Origin of the sequence: Ornithinibacillus contaminans, from assembly GCF_001038425.2 — a bacterium.
In the GTDB taxonomy this organism is placed as follows: Bacteria; Bacillota; Bacilli; order Bacillales; family Amphibacillaceae; genus Ornithinibacillus; species Ornithinibacillus contaminans.
In genome coordinates this window covers 1-14,826 of record NZ_LDPV02000041.1, presented here as the reverse complement: position 1 = coordinate 14,826, position 14,826 = coordinate 1, and the positions used below count along the sequence as shown (strand labels likewise).

General features: G+C 38.9%; 14 protein-coding genes. 7 read left to right on the top strand and 7 right to left on the bottom strand.

Annotated features, from left to right (window positions below; translation table 11 throughout):
- Window positions 1–18: 18 nt before the first annotated feature.
- From hpaB to JF53_RS10490, 6 genes are all read right to left on the bottom strand, one after another.
- Entirely contained in the window at window positions 19–1,485 is a 1,467-nt protein-coding gene (gene hpaB / locus JF53_RS10520) for a 4-hydroxyphenylacetate 3-monooxygenase, oxygenase component (RefSeq protein ID WP_047981758.1), read from the bottom strand.
- Between the two features lie 12 nt (window positions 1,486–1,497).
- A complete protein-coding gene (gene hpaE, locus JF53_RS10515) occupies window positions 1,498–2,988 on the bottom strand; it encodes a 5-carboxymethyl-2-hydroxymuconate semialdehyde dehydrogenase (protein ID WP_047981759.1) in 1,491 nt (496 codons plus the stop codon).
- Window positions 2,989–3,000: 12 nt separating this feature from the next.
- Window positions 3,001–3,921, bottom strand: a complete 921-nt coding sequence (hpaI, locus tag JF53_RS10510) for a 2,4-dihydroxyhept-2-ene-1,7-dioic acid aldolase (protein WP_047981760.1) — start codon at window positions 3,919–3,921, stop codon at window positions 3,001–3,003.
- Window positions 3,922–4,350: 429 nt separating this feature from the next.
- Complete coding sequence (locus JF53_RS10505) at window positions 4,351–5,022, bottom strand: GntR family transcriptional regulator (protein ID WP_047981819.1); 672 nt, start codon at window positions 5,020–5,022, stop codon at window positions 4,351–4,353.
- A gap of 419 nt (window positions 5,023–5,441) precedes the next feature.
- Complete coding sequence (locus tag JF53_RS10495; RefSeq protein WP_047981762.1) at window positions 5,442–5,894, bottom strand: GNAT family N-acetyltransferase; 453 nt, start codon at window positions 5,892–5,894, stop codon at window positions 5,442–5,444.
- Between the two features lie 49 nt (window positions 5,895–5,943).
- A complete protein-coding gene (locus tag JF53_RS10490; RefSeq protein WP_047981763.1) occupies window positions 5,944–6,843 on the bottom strand; it encodes an AEC family transporter in 900 nt (299 codons plus the stop codon).
- A 170-nt stretch (window positions 6,844–7,013) separates the two neighbouring features.
- Between JF53_RS10490 and JF53_RS10485 the strand changes: the two genes are divergently transcribed.
- From JF53_RS10485 to JF53_RS10465, 5 genes are all read left to right on the top strand, one after another.
- Complete coding sequence (locus tag JF53_RS10485; protein ID WP_047981764.1) at window positions 7,014–7,394, top strand: GntR family transcriptional regulator; 381 nt, start codon at window positions 7,014–7,016, stop codon at window positions 7,392–7,394.
- Window positions 7,391–8,245, top strand: a complete 855-nt coding sequence (locus JF53_RS10480) for an ABC transporter ATP-binding protein (protein ID WP_047981765.1) — start codon at window positions 7,391–7,393, stop codon at window positions 8,243–8,245. The genes JF53_RS10485 and JF53_RS10480 overlap by 4 nt, the downstream gene beginning before the upstream one ends.
- Window position 8,246: 1 nt before the next feature.
- Window positions 8,247–8,882: an ABC-2 transporter permease gene (locus JF53_RS10475; protein WP_047981766.1), complete on the top strand. Its 636-nt coding sequence runs from the start codon at window positions 8,247–8,249 to the stop codon at window positions 8,880–8,882.
- Window positions 8,883–8,895: 13 nt separating this feature from the next.
- Window positions 8,896–9,558 (top strand): ABC-2 transporter permease, encoded by a 663-nt coding sequence (locus tag JF53_RS10470; protein ID WP_047981767.1) that lies wholly within the window; start codon window positions 8,896–8,898, stop codon window positions 9,556–9,558.
- Between the two features lie 380 nt (window positions 9,559–9,938).
- Window positions 9,939–10,793, top strand: a complete 855-nt coding sequence (locus JF53_RS10465) for a CvfB family protein (RefSeq protein ID WP_047981768.1) — start codon at window positions 9,939–9,941, stop codon at window positions 10,791–10,793.
- 55 nt (window positions 10,794–10,848) lie between these two features.
- Here the strand turns inward: JF53_RS10465 and JF53_RS10460 are convergent, their stop codons facing one another.
- Complete coding sequence (locus tag JF53_RS10460) at window positions 10,849–11,133, bottom strand: hypothetical protein (protein ID WP_047981769.1); 285 nt, start codon at window positions 11,131–11,133, stop codon at window positions 10,849–10,851.
- A gap of 119 nt (window positions 11,134–11,252) precedes the next feature.
- Here JF53_RS10460 and JF53_RS10455 point away from each other — a divergent pair, with 119 nt between their 5' ends.
- Both JF53_RS10455 and JF53_RS10450 read left to right on the top strand, forming a co-directional pair.
- Window positions 11,253–12,455 carry a dicarboxylate/amino acid:cation symporter gene (locus JF53_RS10455; protein ID WP_047981770.1) on the top strand — a complete coding sequence of 401 codons (1,203 nt, stop codon included), beginning with the start codon at window positions 11,253–11,255 and terminating at the stop codon, window positions 12,453–12,455.
- A 341-nt stretch (window positions 12,456–12,796) separates the two neighbouring features.
- Entirely contained in the window at window positions 12,797–14,494 is a 1,698-nt protein-coding gene (locus JF53_RS10450; RefSeq protein WP_047981771.1) for a M3 family oligoendopeptidase, read from the top strand.
- The last annotated feature ends 332 nt before the right edge of the window (window positions 14,495–14,826 follow it).

Below are 14,826 nucleotides of genomic sequence, written 5' to 3'. Positions count from 1 at the left end.
GCTATGTCCCCTCTCTAACTATTTTGTCGCCTTCACCCCATTAGAGGTATTCAAGAAATCCTGAACGTACTGCTTATAGGAATCCTTTTCATAGTTATCAAAGTATGTCATTCCCATACGGATTGGATCTCCGAAGAAATAATATTCATAATGTGTTTGCCTGCTACCGAAGGCACTTAACGTCATATCCCACGCTAAACGGAATAGCTGGACACGTTCATAGCCTTCTAGGTTTTTCCCTTGTAAGCCACGGTGAATTAAAGGTCCAATTTCATCATGGTTGAAGTCTGCTTGGGTTGGGATTCCCATCAAACCAGATGCGCCAAGAATTCGAATAATCTCCGTTAACCTAGGATAAATTCTCGGATACCAGTTCCGCGCTGCATCCAGTGCTGCGAAGTCAGGTGTCATCGTTCCAGATGCATCGAGCCTCGCATTATGTTCTGCTCGATACAGATGGGACTTCATCGTTTCTAATGTAAGCATGATTTCTGATCCTTTATCCTGAACATGCTGGAACCCATCAATACCGATTGCATCCATAATATTTAGGGCAACCCCTAATACAAATTCCGTTTTCACGATGTTCTTTGCCAATACCTGATGTGCCATATGGATGACAGCATTTGTCTCTTTAAACGTACGGTTACATACCGAGGAATTACCACATACAAATACTCGCTCCCATGGTACAAACACATTTTCAAAGGAAACAATCGCATCGCCTTCCTCAAAGCGAGAACCAAGTGGATGATCCCATTCATTTTTGCCATAATCAAACGACTCACGGCTAATGAACTTCAAGCCAGGTGTGTTGTTCGGAATCGCAAAGGCTAACGAATACGGATCATCCAACTCGCCAGCTTTTTTAACTGTCGAAGGGAAAACCAGAATTTCATCGGTAATCCCACCTTGGGTCGCAAGCAACCGAATTCCGTCTACTACGATTCCATCTGGCCTTTCTTCTACTAAATGCAACGCAACATTAGCATCCTTTTGCTGGTGTTGCATCTTCGCCCGATTCACTTGAGGGTGGATTAGCGTATGGGTTAAGCTAATATCATTTTCTCTTGCGTATTCGTAGTAGTTTCGTGCATTCTCCGCAAATCGAGGATCCCCTTCAGCAAAGATGCTGTTATTCACGCCCATCGCCATTACTTCTGCGTTCAGATAATCTGGTGATCGCCCCATCATTCCACCAGATGTACGCGCCCATTCCTGCATCGCTTCACGGCGGGTAATTAAATCTTCTACTGTCCTTGGCTGCATGAACGTCATCCCAACTTTATTACTGGTTGTTGGTGATGTATACAGCATCTTTCCTGGCTTCTCATACTGCAAATCATACAAATTAGCCATCGATTGAATGACATTTTTAAAAGCAGGATGCTCCGTCACATCTACTACCTTTTCACCGTGAATATAAACATTATTCTGTGCTTCTTTTAATCTACTAATATATTCTTTTCCAGTTTTTGCTGGCATCTCGTTCCCTCCCTATTTGTTCTTTCCGAATTTTGGTATATGATGATCCCCGATTGCTACATGAATTGCTTTCGGTTCTGTATAAAATTCAAAAATGGCAAAATGTCCACCTTCCCGTCCAATCCCACTAGCCTTCATCCCACCGAACGGAATCCGTAAATCACGGACATTTTGAGAATTGACCCAAATCATTCCAGAATCAATCGCTTGTGCTACCCGATGACCACGTTTGATATCATTTGTCCACACATAGCCTGCAAGACCATACGCTACATCATTTGCCATCTTAATTACTTCTTCCTCTGATTCAAATTCAATAACCGCCATAACCGGACCAAAAATCTCTTCTTGGCAGACACGCATATCGTTCTTCGCATGTAGTAAAAGGGTTGGTGGTACGTAATTCCCATTAGTTAGTTGCTCGGGAACCTCGCCTTGATAAACCTCACAACCTTCTTGTTTTGCTAGTTCAATATAGCTAGTCACCTTCTGAAAATGTCCCTTGTCAATAAGTGGGCCAAGTTCTGTTTTATCTTCACTTGGATCTCCTACTATAATATTTTGAACTCGTTCCTTTAATGCTTCGACAAACTTATGTTTCACATCCTTCTGAACAAATACTCTTGAGTTCGCTGTACATCGCTCCCCATTGAACGAAAATATCCCCCATACAGCCGCATCCAATGCTTGCTCAATGTCCGCATCATCAAACACGATTAATGGTGATTTTCCCCCAAGTTCCATCGAGGTTTTCTTCAAGGAATCTGCACCATTTTTCATAATGCGTTTACCAGTAGTCGTCTCGCCAGTGAAGGAAATGGCTTTTACTGTTGGATGCTGCACCAATGCTTCACCTGCTGTTTCCCCAAAACCATGAACAACATTGAAAACACCGTTTGGTAACTCCGCTTTTTGAATAATTTTTGCCAAGATATTTGCAGACAACGGTGATAATTCTGCTGGTTTTAGTACAACAGTATTTCCTGTTGCCAGTGCCGGTGCTACCTTCCACGTTAACAACATAAAAGGAGCATTCCATGGTGTAATTAATCCAACTACGCCAAGAGGCTTATAGACAGTGTAATTGATGAATTCATCATCCACCTGGTAAGCATCCCCGTGCATTCTTGCCTGCACCATTCTGGAATAAAACCGAAAATTCTCCGCACCACGGGCTGCCATCTTACGGGTTTGGCTAATTGGAAGACCTGAGTCCAATGACTCTAGTAGGGCAATTTCTTCCGCTTCTTCTTCAATTAAGTCTGCAATTTTGTCTATGTATTTCATTCGCTGTGTAAGTTTCATCGATCCCCAAGGGCCATTTCGAAAAGCTTCTTCCGCTGCATTAACCGCTAAGTCAATATCATCTTGATTACCTTTTGCTACGAGATTAATAGCCTCATTGGTAAAAGGATTTCTATTTTCAAAGGTGTCACCACCCGCAGCCTCTACAAATTCTCCGTTAATATAGAGCTTTACATCCTCTACTTTATTGTTCACCATTTAAGTCCTCCTTCACATTCCAACATTCTCCGTAATCAGCTGATAATCTAGCAAAACATCTCTTATTTCGGCTTGTATTTCCGCTGACGGGATATCTAATGGCTTACGCAGTATCGGTTTGATTTTGCCCATCATCCCTAATGCAGCTTTTACAGGGGCTGGATTCGTATCACGAAATAACACATCATTTAATGGCATGAGTTGATAATGTAAGTCCTGCGCCCCCTTCACATCGCCGGCTACCCAGCGATCATAAACCGCTGCAACCTCTTGCGGTGCCACATTCGCTGTGGCACTAATATGCCCTGCTCCACCAATTGCTAACATTGGATAACAAAGCACTTCAATTCCAGAGTACAAATTGAAGTCACGACCACATTTTAGTAGTACTTTATTAACATGTTCAAAATCCTTATTGGACTCTTTTACCCCAATAATGTTTGGGCAGTCTTCGGCTAACCTTGAAATTGTAACCGCTTCCAAATTTATTGCTGTTCGACCTGGTATATTGTATAGAATGATTGGTATATCGACGGAATCTGCTACTGCTTTGAAGTGTTTGTATAGTGCGTGTTGGTTGGGTTTGTTGTAGTATGGCACAATGACCAGTGCGGCGTCTGCTCCCATTTCTTGTGCAGCCTTTGTCATGCGGAGTGTTTCTTGATGGTTGGTTGATCCGGTCCCAGGAATAAATGGTACTCTTCCATTTACCGTTTTACAGGCGACCTCCATAACGTTAAGTCGTTCCTCAATCGACATCGAGCTCGGTTCCCCAGAAGTACCTGTCACAGAAATCCCATGACTTCCACTAGTAATCTGCCAGTTGATTAATTCGTTGAACTTATCAAAGTCAATCTGCTCGTCTTCATCAAATGGTGTAATCACTGGTGCAATTGAACCTCGTAATCGTTCCTTTGCTTCTTCAAAAGCCATTTGATCCCCTCCACCCTTTAGTTTCGGATAAATATTAATTTTCAGAACAATTAAATCATATATGATTTCACATATCATGTCAATAGGGAAATGGATGGGGTGGGATGCGGGATTAAATATTGCGAGATATCGCTCGTTTCGTGGAAAATATCGCTCGAAAAGTAGGTGGTATCGCCCGAAATGTGAGATTATCGCCTGATCTGCGAGATTATCGCTCGAACTGCGAAAACTTCGCTCGATCCATGAGTTTATCGCCCGAAATATGAAAACTTCGCCCGATCCATGAGTTTATCGCTCGATATACGAGACATCGCCTGAACCAGATAAACTGCGCTTTTCCCCAACCATCTGTCCTACAGTACAAATACTCCACCCATCTCATAAACCAAAAGAGAAGAACTAGAATCTTTAAACTCCAGTTCTTCCCTCTTAAGATGATAATGTATTTGTTTCGATTAAATTTTTTCTCCTTAGTTCAAAGTTTTCAGCTGTTTTAATTTTATGCTCTTTTGCTAATTCTGCCAATCTATCAGAATCACCTATACCAAGCAATTCGATAATCTCATTATGCTCGGCAATTGATTCTTTGACGCGTTTAGAATAAAGCGTCGAGCCAGTCCCTCGTATCGAATCAATTCGGTTCCAAGTATGTTGAATGGTTTCTAATAAATACGTATTATTGCATTGTTCACAAATGACTCGATGAAAAGCAGCATTCAACTTACTGAACTGAATGATATCAAAATCTTCTAATGCCACCTCCATTAACTGATTTAGCTCTCTTAATTTCACTAATTCTTCCTTTGGAAAGCTCCTTGCCGCTAGTGATGTTGCATATCCTTCAAGTACTGCGAGTACATGAACCGTATCCAAGTAATCGGTTTCATTTACTTCTGCAACAACAGGACCAACATTCCGTTTGTACACCACTAGACGTTCTGCCTCCAGCTGGCGAATTGCTTCACGTACAGGGATAGAACTAGTATCCAGCTCCTTTGCAATCTGATCAATCACAATCCGCTGACCCGGTACATATTCCCGCTCAATAATTCTCCCTTTTAATACCCGATACACTTTTTGTTGTTTGTTTTCATTTACCATAGTACCAATATGATATAGGAAATGGTATATGGTGTCAATATTCAGAAATTTAACCAAAATAGTCACTATACTAAGGTATATACAGTGACTATTAAACGGGATATATACATTTATAACGTGTACATCAATAGAATAAATATCAGTAAGAATATTACAGTTGCGATAAAACTAACAAGTTTTCTATGGATTTTTAATGACTCTAAGATTAATCCCACAACCATTGCTATTATGAACGGAATTCCTACCAATTTAATGAGACCAAATAAAATTCCATCTAACGCTGGCTTTAAAGGACTATAGTCAATTTCCATTTTTTCACCTCTTAGTTTTATTTCGGCTTCTTCTGGAAATTAACAAATAAAAATGTATTATTATCTGAATTCATTGCCGCATATAGATAAAATTCTACTATACTACATCTACAAATCCATCACCAAACAAACCCGGTCCCGACACCAAATACCATTCTCAACTATCTTCTCTGGATAATGTTTAACAAAGTAATCCCATTCGATCTCCGTTATCCGAAAACCACATTTCTGATAAAGCGCTAATTGACCGATGCTTGAATTTCCGGTTCCTACTTCAAGCGTTTTATATCCCATAATCTTCGCCTGTTTAATTGCATGCATGACCAACTGTTTTCCAATGCCACTACCATGTAAATCCTCTACGACTGCAACATTCACCAATTCAATAGTGTCTGGTTTGGTAGGAAAAAGTACATAGATACCGACAATCTGCTGTTTACTTTCAGCTACAAAACATTCCCCAGCATTGACGTACTTCTTTATCATTTCCTCTGAAGGGTCTGCCAATAACAACAATTCCATTGGCGCCTTTTCATCCGCTCTAAGTTTCCGAATCTCCATGATTTCTCCTTCTACACGTTGATTTCACTAACACTATCATTCTCTGAAACTAATACGGCAACACGTTCAATAACACCGTTAATGATAGGACACTAAATATAGTTGCCACTAAGGTAATGCTAGATACCAAATCTGGTTCTGTATCGAATTGGATTGCGTACATCGTTGTTGTGGCGGCGCTTGGCATTGCTGCGACAACAATTAAAACTATTCCAATGATAGGATCCATATCCACAAATGCGATAAACCCAAGAGCAATTAATGGCGCAATTACCATTCGTATCGATACGGTTGTAATAATTACTTGCCAATTAAATTTTATCGATGTAATAGAAGCTAATTGCATTCCTAGTAACACCATCATGGTTGGAATGGCTGCACCAGCAAGCATCGTTAAGGTTGAGTAGATGGAATCCGGTATTTCCCAGGAAATATTTTGTAGAATAACAGCGAAAATTGCTGCAAAGGTTGCTGGCATCTTAAATACTTTTTTGACAGCTTGTCCGATTCCACTAGAACTTCTGGAAGCATAATACACCCCAAAGGAATTCATAAACATCGTCTGAATTACCATCATAAATACTGCATAGGGCATTGCCTCATCACCCATTGTAAATAAAATAATAGGAACGCCGTAATTACCTGCATTCATAAATGCTGATGTCAAAATAGATGCACTTTCTACTGAATGAGACCAGTTAAAAACTCTTCTTGCTAGTTTACTAAGTAAGATCATCGCTGCTAATTGAACACACGCAAAGATTACAATTATCGTGTAACTCGAATCAAACGATGCTTCGTATAATTTGGTAAATACTAAGGCTGGTAAAAAGATATAAAGCGATACAGTTGATACTGACTTTACATCAATCAATTTAATTCGTTGCAATATAAATCCTGCACCAAATACTGCAATAATCGGTAAGATAACATTTAAAAATAAGCTCATGTCTACTATCTCCAGTTATTAATATTCTGCTTCTATTACCTAGTATATCATGCTAAAAATCCATTTAAAGAATTTCGCGTCAAAATTTTCATAAATCTCCTTGACACCTCGGTGTATATATTGTATATATTGAGTATATATAATATATACAACTTCAGGAGGTGCCAAATATGAATATTATCATTTCAACCAGTAGTAAGGATCCGCTGTTCTTACAAATTAAGGAACAGATTAAACAGCATATATTCTCAGGCACACTAAAGGAGGGGGATGCACTCCCTTCCATGCGACTTCTGGCCAAAGATTTAAAAGTCAGTGTCATTACCACAAAACGAGCATATGAAGAACTAGAAAAAGAGGGCTATCTAGTTACCTCAGTTGGCAAAGGGAGCTTTGTCGCCGGCCAACAACCACATGTCTTACGAGAATGGCAAGTGAGGGAACTAGAGAATGACCTCGAAAAGCTTGTGAAAGCAAGTAAACATCTCGGACTTACAAAAAGGGAAATAGTTCAAATGATTGAAATCTATTTTGAGGAGGAGAATGAATGATGAATACAGTAGAATTCCACCATGTAACCAAAAATAGAAAAGATTTTTCAATTGAAAACATATCATTTACTATTCCTCGCGGTTACATAACTGGTTTTATCGGACCAAATGGCAGCGGAAAAACTACAACAATTCAAATGATGATGGACATTCTCCAGTTCGATGAGGGAAATATCAAGCTTTTCGGAGCTTCACATCAGGATTCAAGTATTAAACAAAAAATCGGATTTGTTTATGATGAACTATATATGTACGAGGATTTTACGATTAAGAATATGAAATCCTTTATCGCCCCACTCTATGAATCTTGGAATGAAGAACTATTCCAACAGTATGTGAAAAAATTTGAGTTACCGACTAGGAAGAAAATTAAAAAGTTCTCTAAAGGAATGAAAATGAAGACATCACTTTTGTTTGCACTTAGCCATGAACCAGAATTTATTGTCATGGACGAACCAACTGCTGGATTGGATCCGGTTTTCAGGAGAGAACTTTTGGATTTGTTACAAGAATTGATGGTTAAAGAAAACCAAACGATATTCTTCTCTACCCATATTACAACGGACCTTGACCGAATAGCGGACTATATAATTTTTATCGATAAAGGAAAAATTCTCTTTCAAAATAGTATGGAGGATATTAAAGAAAATTTCCATATTGTAAAAGGAAAGACCGAATTGATTGACGCTGACACGAAGGAATTATTTACTGGCATCAAGCAATCAGAGGTTGGATTTACTGCTTTGTTTGAAGGAGACCCAGCATTATTCAAGCCCTTCGGAGAAAGTGTTGTAATAGAGCCAGCAAGTATTGAGGATATTATGTATTTCATGACCAGAAAGGAGAATTAACGTGAGACAGCTTTATTTACGGGAAATGAAAGCTACACGATTGTATATTCTAATTTTCACTGTATTTATCCCGCTTTCGTATATCATGAATGTTCCTAGTATCGGTATTACCATTTGGATTATTTCTGGTTTTATCCCTCTTGTATTTTTTTTGGATAGTCAAAATAACGTAAATCGTTTTCTGGTCAGCATGCCTATTCAACGTAAACAATTAGTCTTAGCAAGATATTTATTTTTACTGTCAATTACACTTGGTGCAATGTTATTTCTTTGGCTTTTTGACGCTGTTGCTTATCAAAGGCTACCTTATTTAATATTACAATCTATGACTGGATTTGAAATCTTGCAGCTTTTTATAGTGAATTCTCTCTTATTATCTATTTATATTCCGTTTTTCTATTATTTCAGGAATTTCACACGTGCAGTGACTTTTTTCATGCTTTCAGCTGTATTTTTCATCTATTCTTATGCAGTTATAACCGGAAATCCATTAATTTCATTTGATGATCCAATAAGAGATTTCCTAATAAATATTACTAATGGTCAATCAATTTACTTATTAATTTTTTCAGGAATTGTTCTCTATTTATCTTTTAGGCTATCTTTCTGGTTATTCACAAAAAAGGATATTTTATAAGGGGGGTGCAATATTGAATAGTTTAGTTAAGAAAGACTTATTACAACATTTAAGTACAATAATTTTCATTTTAATAGTTATTACGATTGGTTTCTTGATTACGATTCCACCTTTCCTTACCAGTTTATGCTTATCATTACCAACAGCTATAATTGGAAGCTTCTTTACTGATCATCGAGCAAGCATCAACAGGTATTTAAAAAGTTTACCTTTAAAGCCTGATTCAATTGTATTCAGTAAATATATCTTTCTCTTTATAATATGGATTATCATTGTATTGTATCAATTTGCTATAGGGCATATTGTAGAAGCAATCTTACCTGATGGTATTTACGTATTTGGATGGAAAGAGATTATCATCTTACTTAGTCTAGGTTTAATCATGCTTGCAGTCTATGTTCCACTTTATTATCTAATAAAATCGTTTGTTATTGGAACTATCATTGTAGGAGTAATCTATATGCTCATTTTCTTTTTTTCATTAGATGCTCTAGTAAAAATTTTAGGTATGCAGTACTATATAAATTTTAATAATTTGGATCGAGGATTCGTTCCATTAATCGAGAAATTTATACCGTTTCAGCCATACCTTACACTACCTTTATGTGCCCTGATTTTATATTACTTTTCGTTGAAACTCTCAACCAAACTATTCACTGTCAAGGAGTCAGCTTGACAACATGCTACATCCATGAGATAATACTAACGTTACTAAAGTAGCATATGAGTAAGCTGGCATTCTACAGTGTTTTTGTTGATGCTTATTCACACTGGCGCGACTAAAGGGTCGCAAGGACGTAAGAGCAGGTAGGGCTTACGTTGCTTAAGTTAGAAGATCTGGTGGAACATATACCGCGGTTAAAGTGAAATTCGAAACATCTCGAACAGCGTTAACGAGTTGTTATCTTATCCAAATAATTTAAATTGAATTTCCCACCCGATACGAAAAAATCGGGATAAAATAAAAAATAAACTATGTTACTTTAGAAATCAAAGGGGTACTCTAACCTATAGGGTATCCCTTTTCCATTACATATAGATGAAAGAAGGGTTAAGATGTACGAATCACTAATCGGTACCATTCAAACAATGACCGTCGCTCGAATGATCGATAATGGCTTTGTTTTAGCTAAGGACCAAATAGAAGCTTTATTACACCATAACGAAACTGATAAAGAACTCGAACTAGAGCAAGAAGTCGATGTATTCTTATACCAAGATAAAAAAGGGAACCTAACAGCTACTACCAAACTGCCTGACATTATTATGGACGAGTATGGTTGGGCAAAAGTAGTGAGTGTTTTACCTCATCTAGGAGCATTTGTTGATATCGGTACAACAAAGGAATTCTTAGTATCAAAGGATGACTTACCATTATTTGAAAATGTATGGCCAAAAGAAGAGGATGAGCTATTCGTTACATTAGGTAAGGATCAAAAAGGTCGCCTACTAGCAATTCCAGCGACAGAAGGTGTTATTTGGCGAGAAATTGAGCTTGCGCCTGATGAACTTTTAAATCAAACCGTATCTGGAAGAGTCTATCATACAAGTAGAGAAGGTTCTGCCATCATTACTGAAGAGGATTACCGTGGATTTATTCACCATACTGAGCGGAAAGAAGAGCCTCGTCTAGGGGAACTAGTCCAAGGAAGAGTAATCGAAGTAAAAGAAGATGGGACACTGAACATCTCGCTGAGACCACTTAAACAACACGGCATGATTGATGACGCAGAGATGATTTTAGAACACTTAGCGAATCATGATGGTATCATTCCGTTTAGTGATAAAAGTGATCCGGATGATATTCGCGGAACATTTAACATCAGTAAAGCAGCATTTAAACGCGCTCTCGGAAAGCTAATGAAAGAAGGAAAAATAGAGCAACGTGAGGGAAATACCTATTTAAAATAAGATGTTAGGGCATGAACTCAGGATTCTACTGAGTTACATGCCCTATTTATTTTCATTATCCTTTATGTACCTTAAATGCATGTGTCACACTAATTACAAAAAATCCTATTACAGCTGCAAACAGACAGGCTATTCCCCATCCCCCAAGTCCTACTTCCATAAATTCCATTTTCTTTACAACCGTCGTAAGTAATAATACCGCAACACCGCAAGCAAACATGACCAAACTTGGAATATACGGTAAATAGGTTACTCGGCTAATTCTGATACCGAGTAGTCCAAGCACTATAGCGATGACAGCCAGTACTGCCCCAATCGTCATAATAACTTCTTCAAGCATGATTTATCCCCCATTTCAAATTCATATTCCCGTTTATCGTATGTATATTGAGGAATATATAAAATTATTAATAAATACTATTAAGGAAAGGAAGATTCTACACTAGAAAGGAGCGTTTTATGAGAAAAGGATTTCTGTGGCAAATTGGGATAGCGTTTGTTCTGGCAATTATCGTTGGGATGATTTTTAGAGAAAATGCGTCTTACGTACAGCCACTCGGGGATTTATTTTTACGATTAATTAAGTTCATTATTGTACCATTGATACTTGCCACGATCGTTGTTGGGATTACCAATGCTGGGGATATGAAAAAGCTTGGACGACTTGGGAGTAAAACAATTGGCTATTATTTGGCAACCAGCTTAATTGCCGTTGTAATAGGTTTATTTGTTGCCTCACTTATCTCCCCAGGTACTGGCGTTGATGTGACGTTAAATGAGGAAAACATTCCCTCTGGAGAGAATCAAAGTGTGATCGATACCTTATTAAATATTGTCCCTACTAATCCTGTAGAATCACTTGCGACCGCAAATGTACTACAAATTATCTTCTTTGCCATCTTCCTAGGTATAGGGATTACGTTAGTTGGTGAAAAAGCAGCACCTGTTCAGCGATTTTTTGAAGGACTAGCAGAAATAATGTATAAGGTAACGAATATGATTATGAAACTAGTTCCCTTAGGTATATTCGGATTACTCGCTCCAATTGTGGGGCAATATGGGCTTGATGTTTTGCTACCGCTAATGAAGCTAATCCTTGCCGTACTGATTGCCTGTGCTATCCATATCGGAGTGGTGTATTCCCTTGCAGTTAAATCACTCGGAAAAATGAGTCCACTCCATTTTCTAAAAGGTATCCTCCCTGCCGCAACAGTTGCCTTCACCACCTGCAGTAGCTCAGGAACACTCCCTGTTACCATGAAAAACACCCAGGAAAATCTAGGGGTATCCAAGGAAACGAGCAGCTTTGTTTTACCACTTGGTGCAACAATTAATATGGATGGAACGGCAATTTATCAAGGAATCGCCGTTGTATTTACTGCACAATACTTTGGCATTCAATTATCTTTTTCAGAATTTCTAGTAGTTGCCCTTGTCGCAACACTCGCTTCAATTGGGGCAGCTGGTGTTCCAGGTGCTGGCATGGTTATGCTGACAATGACCTTAGCTGCTGTTAATCTCCCACTTGAGGCAATCGCACTTATTGCCGGTATTGATCGGGTGCTCGATATGATACGAACCGCAACAAATGTCATGGGTGATGCGAGTGCCAGTATAGTCGTCGAGCAATCAGAGAGAAAAAAGGAGGCAACCGCTGCATAGAACTGGCACTTAGCCAGTTCTTCTCTATGATGATGCAATCCCGAAGTTTTTGATGCAATCCCGAACCTCACAGCAGATTTCCCGAACATAGCAAGTAAAATCCCGAACTCCAGCAACAATCCCGAAGCAAAACGATTATATACCGAAGTGCCCGCTGGATATCCCGAACACGACCACACAACTCCCGAACAAACCAGCATATATCCCGAACCCAATCAACAGCATCAAATCTATCCCACAAAAAAATAATCCGTCATTTCAGCACTTCATTATCTTGTTTTTTCCGAAAATAGTGTAAACTATAATAGATATATGAATTAAAATTTTGAGGGGGAATTAGGATGCAGACGTTTGAAAATTATACATACGAGCGACCAGACTTAGAGCAAGGAAAAGTGAAATTCGCAGCGTTACTTGAGTCCTTTAAAAATGCTTCATCAGTAGAGGAGCAAAATAAAGCAATTGAACAAATCAATGCTTTCCGTAATGACATTACAACACTTTTCAACTTAGTTTATATTCGCGCATCAATTGATACGAATGATGAGTTCTATCAAGCAGAACGTGATTACTGGGATGAAGTATCACCTGAGATAAATAAGCTTAACACCGATTTTTATAAAGAATTAATTACTACCCCTTTCCGTGATGAACTGGAGAAAAAATGGGGATCACAGCTATTTGAAATTGCTGATTACTCGATTAAAGCATTTGCTCCTGAAGTAATAGGGCTACTGCAAAAAGAGAATAAGCTAACATCGGAATACTCCAAGCTAGTGGCATCTGCCCAATTGGAATTTGATGGCAACACTTATACACTAGCGCAGCTTGGACCTTTCTTACAGCATAAAGACCGTGATATTCGGAAAAAGGCTGTTGCTGCAACATCTGGATTTTTCGAATCAAATAGTAAGAAATTCGATGATATTTATGATCAATTAGTAAAAGTACGTCACGAAATCGCAACAACACTAGGCTACAAAAACTTTGTGGAACTAGGGTATGTGCGAATGATGCGTATTGATTATAATGCAGAAATGGTTGCAAACTACCGTAAGCAAGTTCAAGAATCCATTGTTCCACTTGTATCGAAGCTCTATGAACGTCAAGCGGAACGTATTGGTGTCGATTCACTTAAGTTTTACGATGAAAGCTTCGAATTCAAGACTGGTAATGCTACGCCAAAAGGCTCGCCAGATTGGATCATTGAAAACGGGAAGAAAATGTATGAGGAATTATCTCCTGAAACAAATGAATTCTTCCATTACATGCTTGATCGTAATTTAATGGATCTAGAAGCGAAAAAAGGGAAGGAAGCTGGTGGCTATTGTACATTTATTGATAACTACGAAGCACCATATATTTTTGCAAACTTCAATGGAACTTCAGGTGATATTGATGTACTAACACATGAAGCTGGGCATGCTTTCCAAGTCTTCTCTAGCCGAAACATCGGAATTCCTGAGTATATTTGGCCAACCCATGAAGGGGCGGAAATCCATTCTATGAGTATGGAATTTTTCACATGGCCATGGATGGAGCTATTCTTTAAAGAAGATACCGATAAATATAAGTTTTCACATCTAGCAAGTGGTCTAAGTTTTCTTCCTTACGGTGTAGCAGTCGATGAATTCCAACACCTTGTATATGAGAATCCAGAATGGACGCCTGCAGAGCGGAAGACAGCTTGGAAAGAACTAGAAGAAAAATATTTACCACATCGTGATTATGATGATATTCCTTATTGGGGTTCTGGGGCAATCTGGCAGCGCCAAGGTCATATATTCGGATCACCTTTCTATTACATTGATTACACATTGGCACAAGTCTGTGCATTCCAATTCTGGAAACGTTCCAGAGAGAATCGTGAAGATGCTTGGAACGATTATTTGAAGCTTTGTAAACTAGGTGGTTCCAAACCATTCTTAGGATTAGTAGAAGCTGCCAACCTTCTTTCTCCATTTGAAGAAGGAACGGTCGATTCTATTGTGAGCACCATTGAAGAATATTTAAATTCGGTGGATGACAAAGCACTATAAAACCACAGATGAGGCTGGGACATAAGTAAAATGAGAAGATAAAAGGACGAACAATGCACTGATTCAGTGTAGGGAATATACGTAGACTCCTACGGGAGGAAGGGCTTAGGTGAGCCCCCGCAGTGAGGGTGCTACTTGAATAACCTTCTTCGTTCCCTTGCGCTGAGGAAGCATACTCCGAAGCGATACTAGCAGACACAGGCGCACTGCTTTTCAGCGCGAGAAGCTCAGAAGCCCCCGCGGCAAGGTAGACACTGCGAGGTAGTTTCGAGCAGATGTCACCCCTGTGCTGGAAGTGAAAGCGAAGTATATTCCCGGAGCGGGTATCGTGC